This is a genomic window from Pseudomonas sp. Irchel s3b5 (assembly GCF_900187435.1).
Classification (GTDB): Bacteria; Pseudomonadota; Gammaproteobacteria; order Pseudomonadales; family Pseudomonadaceae; genus Aquipseudomonas.
The window spans coordinates 49,962-63,727 of record NZ_FYDY01000002.1; the positions used below are offsets into that span (position 1 = coordinate 49,962).

General features: G+C 58.5%; 10 protein-coding genes, 1 tRNA gene and 2 pseudogenes. 6 read left to right on the forward strand and 7 right to left on the reverse strand.

What is annotated here, in order from left to right:
• The first annotated feature begins 28 nt into the window (after positions 1–28).
• The 3 genes and pseudogenes from CKW15_RS02355 to CKW15_RS02365 form a co-directional block, all read left to right on the forward strand.
• On the forward strand, positions 29–532 hold the full coding sequence (locus tag CKW15_RS02355; RefSeq protein WP_095058542.1) for a GNAT family N-acetyltransferase: 504 nt from the start codon (positions 29–31) through the stop codon (positions 530–532).
• Positions 533–1,052: 520 nt separating this feature from the next.
• On the forward strand, positions 1,053–1,382 hold the full coding sequence (locus tag CKW15_RS02360) for a hypothetical protein (protein WP_095058541.1): 330 nt from the start codon (positions 1,053–1,055) through the stop codon (positions 1,380–1,382).
• 1,287 nt (positions 1,383–2,669) lie between these two features.
• A pseudogene (locus tag CKW15_RS02365) lies at positions 2,670–2,819 on the forward strand (carbonic anhydrase); the annotation flags it as partial.
• An 83-nt stretch (positions 2,820–2,902) separates the two neighbouring features.
• On the opposite strand, the gene CKW15_RS02370 reads toward CKW15_RS02365, so the two are convergent.
• The gene (locus CKW15_RS02370) at positions 2,903–4,405 is read right to left on the reverse strand and encodes an aldehyde dehydrogenase family protein (RefSeq protein WP_095151485.1); all 1,503 of its coding nucleotides are present in this window, start codon (positions 4,403–4,405) and stop codon (positions 2,903–2,905) included.
• Between the two features lie 314 nt (positions 4,406–4,719).
• Here CKW15_RS02370 and CKW15_RS02375 point away from each other — a divergent pair.
• Positions 4,720–4,962 (forward strand): annotated as a pseudogene (locus CKW15_RS02375) (DoxX family protein); the annotation flags it as partial.
• A 17-nt stretch (positions 4,963–4,979) separates the two neighbouring features.
• Here CKW15_RS02375 and CKW15_RS02380 read toward each other — a convergent pair.
• Genes CKW15_RS02380 through CKW15_RS02390 form a run of 3 tightly spaced genes read right to left on the reverse strand, consistent with a single transcriptional unit; the run spans position 4,980 to position 8,091 of the window.
• On the reverse strand, positions 4,980–6,059 hold the full coding sequence (locus CKW15_RS02380) for a putative urea ABC transporter substrate-binding protein (RefSeq protein ID WP_095151486.1): 1,080 nt from the start codon (positions 6,057–6,059) through the stop codon (positions 4,980–4,982).
• 39 nt (positions 6,060–6,098) lie between these two features.
• Positions 6,099–7,040, reverse strand: a complete 942-nt coding sequence (locus CKW15_RS02385) for a hypothetical protein (RefSeq protein ID WP_095151487.1) — start codon at positions 7,038–7,040, stop codon at positions 6,099–6,101.
• 1 nt (position 7,041) lies between these two features.
• Positions 7,042–8,091, reverse strand: coding sequence for an isopenicillin N synthase family oxygenase (locus CKW15_RS02390; protein WP_095151488.1), 1,050 nt, complete (start codon positions 8,089–8,091; stop codon positions 7,042–7,044).
• Between the two features lie 311 nt (positions 8,092–8,402).
• On the opposite strand from CKW15_RS02390, the gene CKW15_RS02395 reads away from it, so the two are divergent.
• A complete protein-coding gene (locus tag CKW15_RS02395) occupies positions 8,403–9,065 on the forward strand; it encodes a glutathione S-transferase family protein (protein WP_095151489.1) in 663 nt (220 codons plus the stop codon).
• 21 nt (positions 9,066–9,086) lie between these two features.
• Here CKW15_RS02395 and CKW15_RS02400 read toward each other — a convergent pair whose 3' ends face one another.
• Positions 9,087–10,100, reverse strand: a complete 1,014-nt coding sequence (locus CKW15_RS02400) for a GlxA family transcriptional regulator (RefSeq protein ID WP_177450542.1) — start codon at positions 10,098–10,100, stop codon at positions 9,087–9,089.
• Positions 10,101–10,374: 274 nt separating this feature from the next.
• Positions 10,375–10,449, reverse strand: a tRNA-Gln gene (locus tag CKW15_RS02405).
• A gap of 351 nt (positions 10,450–10,800) precedes the next feature.
• On the opposite strand from CKW15_RS02405, the gene CKW15_RS02410 reads away from it, so the two are divergent.
• Entirely contained in the window at positions 10,801–11,244 is a 444-nt protein-coding gene (locus tag CKW15_RS02410) for a hypothetical protein (protein ID WP_095058535.1), read from the forward strand.
• A 54-nt stretch (positions 11,245–11,298) separates the two neighbouring features.
• On the opposite strand, the gene CKW15_RS02415 is transcribed toward CKW15_RS02410, so the two are convergent.
• Positions 11,299–13,287: a U32 family peptidase gene (locus tag CKW15_RS02415; RefSeq protein WP_095058534.1), complete on the reverse strand. Its 1,989-nt coding sequence runs from the start codon at positions 13,285–13,287 to the stop codon at positions 11,299–11,301.
• Positions 13,288–13,766: the final 479 nt, after the last annotated feature.

Sequence of the window (13,766 nt, forward strand, 5' to 3'; positions counted from 1 at the left end):
ACACGCCTGCCATACGGAAACCCAGCCGATGCTTTCGATCGAATTGCACGTCGCTCAACGCGATGAACTTGAAACCATCGAAAACCTGATGCAGTTCTACACCTACGATTTCAGCGAATGGCTGCCGCTGAAACTGGGCGAATCCGGCTTTTTCAGTATCCTGCCCATGCCCGACTACTGGCGAAAACCCGCGACCCGGCCGTTTCTGATCAAGGTCAATGGAGAATTGGCCGGTTTCGTGACCGTGGACGAAGACACCCACTTGCAAGGCGCCCGCTACAACATCGGGTATCTGTTTGTCAGTCGACGCTTTCGTGGCCAGGGCGTCGCGCGATTTGTCGTGTCTACCCTCTTGAGCCGCCTCCCCGGTCAATGGCAGATTTTCCACATCGAGGCAAATCAGCCAGCACGGCTGTTCTGGGTCGCTGTGATGCCCACGCTCTGCGCCGCGGGATTCACCCGACACTCGCTCACGGTTGACGGCCATTCCTGCACGTTCTATCGATTTGAGTCACCGCTGCCATCGCCCTGACAGCACTCCCGCGCCTCCTTTTCTAATTCCGAACAGCTTTGTCCGACAATATGTAGTGCCTGAAAATATTCACTACAAAACCGTTGACGCCTTCGATTTGCCCTTGCATGATGCAGACGTCTCCCCGATCGGGAGAACAGGCAACACGTTTGAGCAAGCTCGTCTGACCGCCGAGCTGTTTTCCCCGGATACACGCTGCCCACAAGGCAGATTGAAGAAGCTGACCTGGCCTGAACGTCCAGTACAAGGGCGAGAAGACTTGGCGAGCCATCCTCATGAAGCTTGTGGCCGACCCTTGAAAAGTCGGCAGTGACTTCCAGGTATCGCCGCTTCTCTTCGTTGTGACGCTATTGCGTAGCAGTTATTCAACACGACTACATGCAACAGACGCAGGACCCCGCCCGATAAGGCGGTCGAACGCCGACGTCCTGGTTTCGGTGCCAGGGATCAACTAACCGATGGGCTACCTGTATTAGCGAATCAACTTTGAAAGATCACCAATTGGTCAAGGGGCTTTATTATGAATCTGAACAATCAACCTACTATCGAAGAACTGGCTCGTATGTTTGCGGCTAAAAAAGACAGCCACGACAACCATATTCTCTGGATCAGCAAGTCTGGCCAGGTGCATATCGACTGCCTGTCGCCACATGCCCATGAAGCCGAGTTCGACCAGAACAACCAGAACCTGCTGGCCCGCCTGAAGATGTACCGTCGCGGCCAAGGCTATGTCGGCAAGAAAGCCGCGGCCGACAAGGACTTCATCGGCAGCGTTCTGCAAACGCTGAAACAGGCATGGGATTCGATGCAGAACCAGAACGAAGTTCGGGTGATTGATCGGCTGTATTAATTATTAGTTGATTCACAAAAAGGGCCTGCTCCCATAAAGAGCAGGCCCTTTTTAATGCTTGCGTGTCCTTGTAGGAACCGGCTTGCTGGCGAAGGCGGCCTTGAATTTTGCGTCAATCTCGCGGGCCTCTTCGCTGGCAAGCCAGCTCCTACGAAGGGCAAGATTTTGTGATCGCCACATTCCCTGTAGGAGCCGGCTTGCTGGCGAAGGCGGCCTTGAATTTTGCGTCAATCTCGCGGGCCTCTTCGCTGGCAAGCCAGCTCCTACGAAGGGCAAGATTTTGTGATCGCCACATTCCCTGTAGGAGCCGGCTTGCTGGCGAAGGCGGCCTTGAATTTTGCGTCAATCTCGTGGACCTCATCGCTGGCAAGCCAGCTCCTACGAAGAGCAAGATTTTGTGATCGTCACCGTCCTGTAGGAGCCGGCTTGCTGGCGAAGGCGGCCTTTGCGTCAATCTCGTGGACCTCATCGCTGGCAAGCCAGCTCCTACGAAGAGCAAGATTTTGTGATCGTCACCGTCCCTGTAGGAGCCGGCTTGCTGGCGAAGGCGGCCTTGAATTTTGCATCAATCTCGTGGACCTCTTCGCTGGCAAGCCAGCTCCTACGAAGAGCAAGATTTTGTGATCGCCACATTCCCTGTAGGAGCCGGCTTGCTGGCGAAGGCGGCCTTGAATTTTGCGTCAATCTCGCGGGCCTCATCGCTGGCAAGCCAGCTCCTACGAAGAGCAAGATTTTGTGATCGCCACAGTCCCTGTAGGAGCCGGCTTGCTGGCGAAGGCGGCCTTGAGGTTTGCGTCAATCTCGCAGGCCTCATCGCTGGCAAGCCAGCTCCTACGAAGGGCAAGATTTTGTGATCGCCACAGTCCCTGTAGGAGCCGGCTTGCTGGCGAAGGCGGCCTTGAATTTTGCGTCAATCTCGCGGGCCTCATCGCTGGCAAGCCAGCTCCTACGAAGGGCAAGATTTTTTGATCGTCACCGTCCCTGTAGGAGCCGGCTTGCTGGCGAAGGCGGCCTTGAATTTGCATCAATCTCGTGGACCTCTTCGCTGGCAAGCCAGCTCCTACGAAGGGCAAGATTTTTTGATCGCCACATTCCCTGTAGGAGCCGGCTTGCTGGCGAAGGCGGTCTTGAATTTTGCATCAACCTCGCGGACCTCTTCGCTGGCAAGCCAGCTCCTACGAAGGGCAAGATATTGTGATCGCCACAGTCCCTGTAGGAGCCGGCTTGCTGGCGAAGGCGGCCTTGAATTTTGCGTCAATCTCGTGGACCTCATCGCTGGCAAGCCAGCTCCCCACGCAGCACCCCGGCACCCTGTTCATCACCTGTTCCGACAGCCGCGTCGTGCCGGAGCTGCTGACCCAGCAAGAGCCCGGTGAGCTGTTCGTGATCCGCAACGCCGGCAACATCGTGCCGTCATACAGTCCGCATCCCGGGGGTGGCTTCGTGGCCCTGGCCGAGCACCCGACGACTTGCGCCGTGTATGGCAGAGCGGTTGAGGCTGCTTGATCAAAGGGAAGGCTTCAGCGTTTGACGCCCAGGTCGACCTGGGTCATGCGGCTACGGATGGTGAACACGCCATCGCCCGAGAGAATCGCGCTGCGGGCAAACAGTCGTCCGCTTTCCCAGTTCGAAAGACCCAGTTCCGGTTTGTTCAGCGCGTACTGACCGTCAACCCAGCGGGTGATGCCGTTGCCGACAAAAGGCGCGTTGACCGCGTTGTAGAAACGGTCCTGAGCCTCGGCACTTTCGCTGATGAGCGACACCGTGAATTGCGGGCTGTAGCGGTTGAACAAGGCGATGGCGCTGTCCAGGTCATCGACGATTTTCAGGCTGACTTCCGGGGTTTCTTCCCATTCCCACTCGCGCCCCAGTTGATCTTCGGGCAGCGGTTCGGCCAATGCTTCGGTCTGGTAGCCTTCGGCGCGATACACCTGCACCGTTGCCGCTTGCCAGTCGCTCGGCAAGTACGCCTCGCTGCCCTCGACGATGTGCAACTTGCAGCCCTGCCCCCGCGCCTTGCCTGCCTGTTGCAGGGCATCGAGAAACAGCGGGACCAGCTCTGCAGCACGATCACGGTGAATCAGGCACACGTTCAGGGTGTTGCATACTTTGCGGTCCAGGGAGTTGCGCACCACGCTGGCGAAGCGCTGGGCATCCGCATCTGCATGGGCGACCAGCCAGGCGCCACCGGTGCCGTGCAGGCTGACAGCGGTGCCTGCCTGCTGCGCGATGCTGCCCAACTGACTGACTGCGCGGCCCGAACCACGGGCCACGGCCAGCGACAGGCGCCGGTCGGCGAACATCGCCCAACCGGCGGCATGATTGACGCTTTCCACCAACGACACCGCGCCATTGGGCAAACCGGCGTCGGCCAACGCTGGATTCAGTGCGTGACTGACGATTGCCTGAGCAGTGCCCAACGCATCGCTGCCAATGCGCAAAACGGCAGTGTTGCCGGTGCGCAATACGCCGGCGGCGTCGGCGAAAACGTTCGGTCGACCTTCGAAGACAAACGCGACGATGCCCAGCGGCGAAACCACTTGCTCGACCTTCCAGCCGTCATGCTCGACGCAACTGACCACTTTGCCGCGCGTGGCCGAAGCATCGCGCCAGGCGCGCAGCCCGGCAATCATGTCGCGACGCATGCGCTCATCGGCCAAGAGGCGTGTGGTCGAACGACCGCGCGCCTTGGCCCGCTCGATGTCGGCCAGGTTCGCGGCCTCGATCAAGGCCCAGCACTCAGGGGTTTCCAGGCGCTGGGCAAACAAATCGAAAAATGCGCTGATCGCCTGATCAGAAACGGCGGACATTGCCGTGAATGCCGCTTCAGCACGTTCGATCGCGACCGCTGCTGCTCGCTGGTCCACCACCGGAATCAGCAACAGTTCACCGCTGACCTGCTCCACCAGCAGGTGATCACCGGGCTGGAAGCGTTCTGCCAGTTCGGGGCTGACAACCGTGACACGGTTACCGGCGAAAGGGATCGGCGTGCCAGCGACTAGACGTTCGAGCGCAAGAGACATGAAGCGGTATCACCATGCTGAGGGCGGCCGGAAAATGTATAGCAATTGCGCGAGAGCGTCACGGCCCTTTGTGGTTGCGCTTTTGTGTGGAGCAAGCTTGCTCGCGATAGCGGTAGGTCAGCCACATTGAAGTATCTGGTCCATTGTCATCGCGAGCGAGCTTGCTCCTACAAGGGATAAGCGGTGTTTGAAGTATCACAGTGTGTACAACCCCGCACCGACGACACATCGCAGATACATCCCGTTGATTGAATTGGTCTGTCGATTGGCCAGGCCGATCCAAACGTCCAACTCACTCAAGGGGACCATCGCCCATGAACACCTCAATCTCCTCGGCCGTCAAAGGCCTGCACCTGAACCTGGGCCGTGCTGGCGACTGGATTGCGCCGCTGGCCTTGCGGGTGTTCCTCGCCTGGGAATTCTTCGAGTCGGGCCTGGAGAAGTTCAACGGCCAGAACTGGTTCGCCGACATTCAGGAGCGCTTCCCGTTTCCGTTCAACCACGTCTCGGCAACACTGAACTGGGAGCTGTCGATGTGGGCCGAACTGATCTGCACCCCCTTGGTCGCCTTCGCTCAGAGCTGGTTGGCCACCGCCATGTTCACGAAGCGGCTATCGAAGCGCAGCTTGATGTTGTTCTTATCACCAAGGGTAGAGCCGTCGGCAAACTGCATGCCCACCGCATCGGCGCTGGTGGCGGCCTGGCCCAGCAAGCCTTTGGCAAAGGAGAAGGTGCGCACCTTGTCCATGGTATGGCGGATGGCGTCGGAGTTGGCGAACTCGAACGCGGTGCCAGGCGTATAAAACAACATGGTTTGCGTGAGTTGTTCCTCGTAGCCTTTAAGGTCGGTACCCGAGCGCTCGGCCATCGAAGTACGTGCGGCGATGGCCTGCCCGTCGTCGCCGCTCATCAATTGCAAGGTCTCGAACCACGCACCGACCAACGCCTTGCCCAGTTCCGGATTGGCCGCCAGCGTCTCGGTGTTCACCGCCATCATGTCAATGATCTCCCCCGGTATTTCTTTGGAGGTGAAGACCTGAACCGCCGTCGGTGACTGCTTCATCACCATGCTCAATTGCGGATTCCACAATGCTGCCGCCGTCACCCCGGACGTGGAGAACGAAGCCACCGCATCAGCATCGGAGGTGTTCATGATCTTGATATCGCGTTGGCTCAGCCCATGAATGTCCAAGGCCCTGGACATCAGGTAGTCGGACACCGACAACTCCACCAGATTGACCTGCTGGCCCTTGATGTCGGCAAAGCTCTTGCCGTTCTTCAGGACGATGGCGTCGTTGCCGTTGGAGTAATCGCCCAGAATCAGCCCCGTGGTGTCCACGCCATTGGCGCTCGGGATGGTCAAGGCATCCATGTTGGTCATGCCGCAGGCATCGAATGCCCCCGCGGCGTACTGGTTGATCGACTCGATGTAGTCGTTGAGTTGCACCAGCTCAATCTGGATGCCGTACTTTTTCGCCCATTTGTCGATGATCCCGTGTTCGCTGGCGTAGCCCCACGGCATCCACCCGGAATAGATCGACCAGGCCACCTTGAACGACTGTTTTTTCTCGGCCGCAGAAGCACCGAAAGCCACACAGGACAACGCCAGCAACACGAATGCAAAACGGTAGAACACGCACGAGAATGCCTTCATGGAAACCTCACGGGTTATGAATGGGGTGACGCGTTGGGTTCAAACGAGCGGCCGGGTGTAGCGGCTCAAGGTCGGGGATTCGCGCTCGTACCATTGCGCGGCACGGTCGGTGAATCCGGTGGCTGGTGAATAGCTGACCTGCGGCTCCAGCGTGTCGATGACGAACAAGCGCTCGCGGACAACACCGTCGACCTGCAACAACTGAGAAACGTGCTGGCCGTCAGGGTGAATCTCGAAGCCTTCCAGCGAAATCAGCGGCTGACCGATGCGTGCAGCGCGGGTCGATAGGGTCACGTTGTAGCCCTCTGCGAGGGAACCACAGGCAACTGAAGTCTCGAAGTTGAAGGCCTGGCTGAGCCATGGCAGATCATCGGCATGGCGCGCAACCGCCTCACGCAGATCGAGGGGGCCGCACTCAAGCACCTCGGCACGCCCAAGCACCAGCGCCGCATGATCGCCGCACACGATCAGCCCACCACCACGGTGGTGCACGCGGCCGCTGTCCAGTTCCTTTTCGTGCAGCAGTCGCAAGCCGATCAATGCCCCCGGTGCCGATGATTGCAAGCGCCAGTCTTCGACGTAGGCGTCACTGGGTGAGAACTCGATCATGCAGTCACCGATGCGCTTGAGCAGCCCAGGCTCCGGCCAGCGATTGTGCACCTGCAAAGACGTGTCCGTGTGCCAGCTCAGGGTCTCGCCTTCCCAGGAACACAAGGCTTCCCAGCCTTCGTAATTGGCGAGCACTTGCAGCTCTTGCGCGTTGTACGCCGACAAGGGCTTGGCCGCGACCTGCTGGTGCTCGAGCGGCAGGCGCAGATCGATGGTGAAATTGCGACTCTGGAACCAGCACACGTGGGTCTGCACATCGGTCAGGCCGTCGGCATAACTGATCGCCCGGCGCTTGTAGAAACCGAGCATCCAGTCGGGAACACCCTGGGGTGATTGTTGTGCAAATTGCTCGACAAGGTCGTGAAGGTGCATGTCAAACCTCCTCGCCGATGGGGGCGTAGCCGAATGACGACAAGCCTTTGGCGCCACTGGGCAAACTCAGCTCGCCCCGCGCCATGCGTTGCTTGAGATAGCGAAAGGTTTGCAGGGTTTGTGCATACAGATGCTCACCGCAAACCACCGGCCCATAGCGGCTCGGCGTTGCCGGTTCGAGCAGTTGCGCGATAGGTTCGATGACCGTGTCATAGTCGCAAGCGCAGAACATCGGGAAGGAATAACGCTCTTCACTGACCTTGCGCACCCGATGGGCCGTGGCGACGTAGGTGCCATTGCTCAGCACCTCCATCATGTCGCCGATATTGATCACAAATGCACCTTCGACCAGCGGCACGTCGATCCACTGCCCTGCTCCGTTCAACACTTCAAGCCCCGGCGCAGTCGGCAGCAGGATGGTGAAGCATTCGTAGTCGGTGTGCGCGCCAATGCCCGGACGATCCTGCGGTGCATCCTTTGAATACGGATAGTGAATCAACCGAAGTTGGCTGGGCGGATGATTGACCCATTGGCTGATGGCGTTTTCCGGCAACCCCAAGGCCAGCGCAAAGCCCCGAAACAGCGCAAGGCTGAGGCTGAACACCGCGTCGTAGTAAGCCTTGATGTCCTGCTTGAAACCCGGCAACACTGGCCAGCGATTGGCCCCCAGCATGGGGCGCTGCCCCTCTGGCAGGACATAGTCGAAGCCAACGTCGAAGGCCTCCTTGTGATCGATGCTGCCCTCGACAAACTGCTCCTCGCCCTCCGGGACATACCCGCAGTGATTGCTCGAAAGCCCGATGTAATCCTGCATCTTGCGCTCGACCGGCTGGGCGAAGTATTCAACGCTCCGTTGCTTGAGACGATTGATGATCTGCGGATCGATACCGTGCCCGGTCACATAGAGGAAACCTGCCTGCTGCGCGGCGTTCCCCAACGCTGCGGCGGCTTGGATGCGATCGGCTGCGCAGTCGGAAAACAGTCCGCCAATGTCCACGAGGGGCAGGTGTTCGAACGCTGAATGAGGGGTAGTTCGAGGCGTGGGCGCCATAAGTAACCTCCTGATGATTAGTCAAAATGTCACCTGGTCGTCCAGATATCGCAGAGCCGCTAGGCCTCCGGGTCGTCCCGGATCAATCGCACCAGAACCGGTGCCAGAGGAATGGAGCAATGTGCGTGCCACGTTCGGACTGATCACCGAACGAGTTACGATCACATTGATTTAAAAGATATTTTAATGATTGTCAGGTCAAGCAATTCCCAACCCTTTCACCTCCAAACAGCACCACGATGGAGCACCTCGCACATCGGCGAGTGCAGGCGGATAATGCACGGGTTTGCACTTGGCCGAGGGACCGAAAGATGCCGCTGACTCTCTACTTCCATCCGCTCTCGTCGTACTGCCACAAAGTGCTGATCGCACTCTACGAACACGACATCGAGTTTGAAAAAAAGATCATCGACCTGGGCAACGAGGCCGACCGGGCAGAGCTTCAAGCCCTGTGGCCACTGGTCAAGTTTCCGGTGATCCGCGATCACGCACGTCAGCGCGACGTGGCGGAATCGAGCATCATCATCGAGTATCTGGACCACTTTCATGCACGCCGACATCGCCTGATTCCCGACGATTGGGAGGCTGCGTGGGAGATTCGTTTGTGGGATCGTTTTTTCGACCTCCACGTCCAGGGGCCGATGAACCAGATCGTCCTCGATCGCCTGCGCTCGGCGAACGGCGACCTGACCCGGGAACGCGCCGCACTGACGACCGCGTACGGCATGCTCGACCGTCAATTGGCGTCCAGAACCTGGGCCGCCGGAGACGACTTCAGCATGGCCGATTGCGCCGCCTGCCCTGCATTGTTCTATGCCGGTACGCTGGTGCCGTTTGCCGATGACTACCCGCACTTGAATGCGTATTTCGAGCGGCTGATCACCCGACCTTCGTTCCAGCGAGTGATCGACGAGGCCAGACCCTGGTTTTCTATCTATCCGTTTGCCGATGGCATTGCGCAGCGGTTTCGCTAGCCATCGGTCATTGCATAACAGTTATTTGACCAGCCTGATTTCCTTCGATGGCCGATAACCGAAATACGCGTTGTAGCATTTGCTGAAGTGGCTGGGCGAAACGAAACCACAGGCTACCGAGACTTCGACGATGGTCAACGTGGTGTGCTGAAGGAGTCGACGTGCTTCAGTTATCCGCAAGTCCATGTAATAGCGTTGCGGGGTGGTGCCAAGCTGCTCTTTGAACAGACGTTCGATCTGTCGACGGGATCGGCCCGCGTACAGGCAGAGCACCTCCATTTCCAGCGGCTCCTCCAGGTTGGCATCCATCAAGTTGACCATTTCCCTGAGAGGACCGCTGACCGACACGTTCAGCGTTGGCTTGATGCGCCGGTAACGCGAAGCTTCAAATGCAAGAATGTCTTCAATGCCGTCGGTCAGTGCCTTGTCGTGCAAGCCCTTTATCCACTCGAGGGCCATGTAGAACGCACCATTGGGACTGGATGCGGTCAGGCGGTCGCGATCAACCACATAGGCTTCACTGGTGACTTGAGCCAGCCTGGCAATTTCCGCCAATGCGGGACGATGTTCAGGGTGAATCGCGCAGCGATATCCATCCAGCAAACCGGCTCGTCCGAGGAACCAGGCGCCATTCCACACGCCAGCCAGCGTAACGCCCTGATCAGACGATTCGCGCAACAGATTGACCAATGCATCGTCCGCTTTGAGTGCCGTACGGTACCCGCCACAGACAACTAGCAAGTCCAGGTCCTGGATCGCGGCATGATTGAGACTTGCATCGGGTCGAATGACCAGCCCCAGATCACTGATCACTTCCCCTTCCGTCAGCCCGAAGGTTTTCGTTGAGAACAATGCAGGTCTTAACAGGTTTGCAGTGACAATCGTATCGAGCGCCTGGGTAAACGCAGGCAACGAAAAATGCTCCAGCAACAAAAACCCTGCGCGGGCCCGAAGGACCGGTTGACCCTCATGATCATTGAGGTAGCGAAGATTCTTACCCTTCATGCCACCACTGAACTGACGGCGCTCTACCAACGGATATCTCGCTTGATCATGGGGGTCCACATTTGATTAAACGCCTTTGATGCCCAGACACCAAGCCGAAAAAAACTGATCTGCATGTCTGCATAATGCGCGGAATGTGCCCTGTTTACTGCAGATGAATTCCAGGATCAAGTACAAGGGTGACAGAGGAGGATAGACAACTGAAAGGAGAGCCCACGCCGAACAGGCATTGGCGTTTCTCAAAGGCACAATCATCCCAAGCTGGCGTGTTGACGGCCGACTGACGGGATGAGTGTAAGGAAAATGGCAGGGGCGGCTGGATTCGAACCAACGCATGGCAGGATCAAAACCTGCTGCCTTACCGCTTGGCGACGCCCCTGTAGGTGTTGCGACGAGAGCGTGGCGCTCTCTTGTGAAACTCCTGCGCTGCGAACCCTGTAAGGGTTGCTGCAAGAGCGGGCGGAAATTTATCAACTTTCTCGCCGTCTGGGAAGCCCTTTTAGTACAAATTGTTTTTTAAAACAGATGCTTACTACCCATTGAAGCACTTGGCGACGGTAAAAACCCTGACGCAGGCGCTTCTACAGCCCGCAATTCAACCCGAACGGCAGCGCGCTGAGCGAAACGTTTCACCGGAAGAAAATTTTCGTCTGCTACGCTTTTCTAATTCGAATGGAGTCGGGCTATGGATGCAAAACAGGACTTCCCTTGACACGCTTGGGTATGGAATGTGAAAGGCAAATTGATCAGTGCCGCGGTCATCCTCATTGTCACGGGTGCCGCAATTTATGGCGTCAACATCTGGAGCCTGGTCGAAAGCAAACGGCAGGAAACCCTGTGCAACACCGCTCAGCAGCACATGAAGGCCCTGGAAACCCAAGCTCGGGCAATGGCCGCTGGATTGACGGTCGAGGCCTATGCCGAAGCCGAAAAAGCGGAAGCAGGCAAACTGGTCAAAGCCCTCGACACCGCAAAAAACCAGGCTGAGGTCGATGCTGTCATCGACGAACATGCCACCGCGATCAAAGCCCAGATCGTTGCCGAAGACGCAGAAGTCGAGTCCCGCGGTGAGCAACCATTTCTCGGCCAGAAAATGAAAGAGCAGAAAATCACTACGGACGTCAGCCAGGAGTTCAAACGCGCCGAAAAGGCCGTCGCCGAAGCCTGTAACTAGTCTCGATTTTTTCGACAGTGGAGCGCGGCATCAGGGCCGCGCTCCACCCGTCCGTCAATGCGGCGCGCGCGGGATGGTCTTGAGCAGGTCTTCAGGGCTGATGTGACCGACCACGCTGCCCGGTTGCGGCAGGTTGAAGATGTGGCCTTTCATTTTGCCGATGATGTGCATTTCACAAGGCTTGCAATCGAACTTCAGCGTCAACACCTCGTCGCCGTGGATCAATTGCATCGGCGCGACCTTGGTACGCACGCCAGTCACACCCTTGGCCTGTTTCGGGCACAGGTTGAAGGAGAATCGCAGGCAGTGCTTGGTGATCATCACCGGCACCTCGCCGGTTTCCTCGTGGGCCTCGTAGGCCGCATCGATCAGCTTCACGCCGTGGCGATGATAGAAGTCGCGGGCCTTCTGGTTGTAGACGTTCGCCAGGAACGACAGGTGCGATTCCGGGTACACCGGTGGCGGTGTGGTCTCGGCCTTGCGACCGCCGCGTGGGTGGGCGGCGATGCGCGCTTCGGTCAAGGCTTCAATCACTTCACGACGCAAGGCTTTGAGTTGCGAGTTCGGAATGAAGTACGCCTGTGGCGCATCCAGCTTGATGTCGATGGCGTGGTACTGCGTAGTGCCCAACTGACCGAGCAGGTCCTGCAATTGCTCCAGTGCCTGCTCCGGCTTGTTGGCAGCACCGAACGGCCCTTTCAGGGTGACGCTGGCGCTGATGCCCTCTTCGCTGGTCGCGGTGAGTTCCAGCTGCTCTTCACGCAGGCTAGCGACCCAACGCAGGGCCACGCGACGCTCGGCTGAGGTCTTTTGCAGCGCCTGTTGCCAGTTGTGATCGAGGTTGCGATTCAGCGGATGGTTGGGGCGCAGTTTGTACATCCCCTCCGGCATCTCGTTTGGCTCGACGCGATAGCGATAACGCTTCTCGCCGTCCTCCTCGAATTCGCCCTTCGGCTCGGCGATGTTGGCGCGGAAACCCACCACTTCACGCTTGACCAGCACATTGAGGCCGTCGCCGTTGGACAGCGGTTCGTGCGTGACGACCTGCATGTCACGCTTGGCGACTTTCTCGACCACACCCACCGGCAAACCGGTGAAGGTCGGCGAGTCGAAGGCGCCGATGTCGATCTTGCGATCCGTGACGAAGTAATCGGTGCTGCCACGGTGGAAGGTTTTTTCCGGGTCGGGCAGGAAGAAGTGCGCGGTGCGGCCGCTGGAGGCACGGGCCAGGTCCGGGCGGTCTTCGAGTACGGCGTCGAGGCGCTGGCGGTAATAGGCCGTGATGTTTTTCACATAGCCCATGTCCTTGTAGCGCCCTTCGATCTTGAACGAACGCACGCCGGCCTCAACCAGGGCGCGGATGTTGGCGCTCTGGTTGTTGTCCTTCATCGACAGCAGGTGTTTTTCGTAAGCGATCACACCGCCCTTTTCGTCCTTGAGGGTGTAAGGCAAACGGCACGCCTGGGAGCAATCGCCGCGGTTGGCGCTGCGACCGGTGTGGGCGTGGGAAATGTTGCACTGCCCGGAAAACGCCACGCACAACGCACCGTGGATGAAGAACTCGATGGCCGCGTCGGTCTCGTTGGCAATCGCACGGATCTCTTGCAGGTTCAGCTCACGTGCCAGCACCAGTTGGGAGAAGCCGGCCTGATCGAGGAACTTTGCCCGTTCCAGGGTGCGGATGTCGGTCTGGGTGCTGGCGTGCAGCTCGATGGGTGGAATGTCCAGCTCCATCACGCCCAGGTCCTGGACGATCAGCGCATCGACACCGGCATCGTACAACTGGTGGATCAGCTTGCGGGCCGGCTCCAGTTCGTTGTCGTGCAGGATGGTGTTGATGGTGGTGAACACCCGCGCGTGATAGCGACGGGCGAATTCCACCAATTCGGCGATTTCGCTGACTTCGTTGCAGGCATTGTGGCGGGCGCCGAAGCTCGGGCCGCCGATGTAAATCGCATCAGCGCCATGCAGGATCGCCTCACGGGCGATGGCCACGTCACGGGCGGGGCTGAGCAATTCCAGATGATGTTTGGGCAGGGACATAATATTTTTTTAGTCAGGCTGTCACGGTCGAGGCGTGCATTGTAGCGGCGAAACGCCTGACGGGCACCCGTGTGCTGCCGGGTGGCGTTTTGTGCGGACCTGACGACCTGAATCCCTGTAGGAGCGAGCTTGCTCGCGATAGCGGTAGACCATTCAAAATGGATGTCGACTGACACGCCGCCATCGCGGGCAAGCCCGCTCCTACAGTTGATCGGCGTGGACCACACATTCAGCCCATGACCAACATGCCCCTGTAGGAGCAAGCTTGCTCGCGAAAGCGGTAGACCATTCAAAATGGATGTCGACTGACACGCCGTCATCGCGGGCAAGCCCGCTCCTACAGTTGATCGGCGTGGACCACACATTCAGCCCATGACCAACATGCCCCTGTAGGAGCAAGCTTGCTCGCGAAAGCGGTAGACCATTCAAAATGGATGTCGACTGACACGCCGCCATCGCGGGCAAGCCCGCTCCTACAT

What these genes read in the sequence shown, in the direction of transcription:
- CKW15_RS02355 (WP_095058542.1), top strand. Translation starts at nt 29, where the DNA reads ATGCTTTCGATCGAATTGCACGTCGCTCAACGCGATGAACTTGAAACC.
- CKW15_RS02360 (WP_095058541.1), top strand. Translation starts at nt 1,053, where the DNA reads ATGAATCTGAACAATCAACCTACTATCGAAGAACTGGCTCGTATGTTT.
- CKW15_RS02370 (WP_095151485.1), bottom strand. Translation starts at nt 4,405, where the DNA reads ATGTCTCTTGCGCTCGAACGTCTAGTCGCTGGCACGCCGATCCCTTTC.
- CKW15_RS02380 (WP_095151486.1), bottom strand. Translation starts at nt 6,059, where the DNA reads ATGAAGGCATTCTCGTGCGTGTTCTACCGTTTTGCATTCGTGTTGCTG.
- CKW15_RS02385 (WP_095151487.1), bottom strand. Translation starts at nt 7,040, where the DNA reads ATGCACCTTCACGACCTTGTCGAGCAATTTGCACAACAATCACCCCAG.
- CKW15_RS02390 (WP_095151488.1), bottom strand. Translation starts at nt 8,091, where the DNA reads ATGGCGCCCACGCCTCGAACTACCCCTCATTCAGCGTTCGAACACCTG.
- CKW15_RS02395 (WP_095151489.1), top strand. Translation starts at nt 8,403, where the DNA reads ATGCCGCTGACTCTCTACTTCCATCCGCTCTCGTCGTACTGCCACAAA.
- CKW15_RS02415 (WP_095058534.1), bottom strand. Translation starts at nt 13,287, where the DNA reads ATGTCCCTGCCCAAACATCATCTGGAATTGCTCAGCCCCGCCCGTGAC.